Origin of the sequence: Anaerovibrio sp., from assembly GCF_051866355.1 — a bacterium.
Classification (GTDB): domain Bacteria; phylum Bacillota; class Negativicutes; order Selenomonadales; family Selenomonadaceae; genus Anaerovibrio.
Genome location: NZ_JBJDWZ010000041.1, coordinates 20,277 through 22,180 on the forward strand (window position 1 = coordinate 20,277; position 1,904 = coordinate 22,180).

Here is a 1,904-nt window from a genome sequence, read left to right on the forward strand (position 1 = left end):
ATAGAGCAAAATATGATGAACAGCCTCCCTGCTGATTTGGATAAAACAGAGGGAGGTTTTGTTTGGGATTTAACATATCCCACGGCATTGGAAAAAGCAGAGCTGATTCAGTATTACATGGTTATCTTGCTAAAAATAATGTTCCCAATGTGGGCTGAGGGAGAGTGGCTTGACCTTCATGCGAGGGAATGTGGATTGGAAAGAAAGGCCGCCAATGCCTCTTACGGATATATCCATATCGAGGGAAAGCAGGGGCTTGTGATTCCGGAAGGTTTCAAGGTAGCTGTACCGTCCATAAATGGTTCAAATGCCATTTTGTATCATACGCTTTCTGAGGCGGTGCTTGACGAAAATGGCGAGGCGGATGTCGCTATCCAAGCCGACGAATCAGGCTCCAATGGCAACGTGGACTCAGGTACAATAAGCATTATGGTTTCTCCGCTATCAGGCGTTACGCGCATAAATAATGACGCTGAGATAACGGGCGGCGCGGAGCCTGAGAGCGATGATTCCCTGAGGCAGAGGATTGATGATTACAATGCTGGGAGAGGCGACAGCTATGTTGGAAATAATGCTGATTATGTACGCTGGGCTAAAGAGGTTCCGGGGGTTGGCTATGCGCATATCATTCCTGAATATAATGGGCCGAATAGCGTGAAAGTGATAGTGGTAGATGTTGATGGCAAACCTGCAAATGAGCAGATTGTAAATGCGGTCACTCTCCATATTTTCGGTGAGAATAGAAAAGACATTAACCGGCTGGCTCCTGTCGGTGTCATAGATTATGTCGTTTCTCCGCCGGTAGCAAAGAATATAGATTATACTTTCTATCTTAAAATTGACAGCGACCATACTGAGGAGGATATTATCAGTGATTTCAGGAACAGGCTAATTGAATATTATGCGAGTATTGTGAATAGCGATACTTCCGTAAATCCTGTTAAATATGTGCATGTGTCCGCCCTGCTTGAAAGCGTAAATGGAGTTCTTGATTTCAAGAAATTGCGCATGAATGGCGGGCTTGATAATATCAGCTTTACTGAGGAACAATATCCGGTTACCGGCGAAATAGGGGTTGAGCTGTATGAGTAAATTCAATCTTGACGAATTTCCGAAATCCGAAACAGGAAAGCAAATGCTCCATCGCGTATCTCCAATATATTCTGATTCCTATGTTGCAAAATGGCTTTATGAAGTCATGGGCATGGAGCTTGATGACGTAAAAAAGCGATTTGCAGAAATGCGAGAGCAGGTTTTCACCAGCACAGTTACATGGGGCATAGAATATCAGGAGCATAAATTTAGTATTGAGCCTGACGATTCGCTAAGTTTGGATGAGCGCCGGGCTAGATTATATCGCAAGAAAACAAATAAGTTTCCGCTGAATCCAAAGCGCATAGAGCAGTATCTCAAAAATGCGTGGGGGCTTGATGTGGAAGTTGATGAAACAGTGGAACCGGGCTATATAGATTTGGCTTTTGAAAATAAGGGTGGCTATGACATAGTATCAGCGATAAAGGACTTTGTGAAAATAAAGCCGTCCCATCTTTCTATTTCCCTTTCATTAAAGCTCAAGGAAAATGTGAATCTGTACACGGGCGGCATTGTTTTGGATAGCGATATATACCGATTAAGCGAGGCTCCGCTTCCTGATACCGGCAATACAAATCTGTACACGGGGCTGGTGGCGGACGATATTCCTGACGGTATATCAGTCGGTATGCTGTCACAGGCGGATGTATCGCTGATGTTTGGGCTTGCCCAGTCTGCTATGTTCAATCGGATTGGCCCGGCCAACTTCACACCAATCGGCCCTGAAGATTTGCAGTTGGCACTCAGGCAGTACCATGGCGGTTATTTTGATGGCGATGATATTCACCGCATTACGTCAAAATCCACGATGG

General features: G+C 44.8%; 2 protein-coding genes. Both read left to right on the forward strand.

Annotated elements, in window-relative coordinates:
- Window positions 1-1,092 (forward strand): baseplate J/gp47 family protein (locus tag ACI3UA_RS02405; protein WP_439723239.1); only part of this gene is annotated, 1,092 nt, incomplete at its 5' end.
- The coding region (locus tag ACI3UA_RS02410; RefSeq protein ID WP_439723240.1) for a putative phage tail protein at window positions 1,085-1,904 on the forward strand (820 nt) is incomplete at its 3' end. The genes ACI3UA_RS02405 and ACI3UA_RS02410, both read left to right, overlap by 8 nt.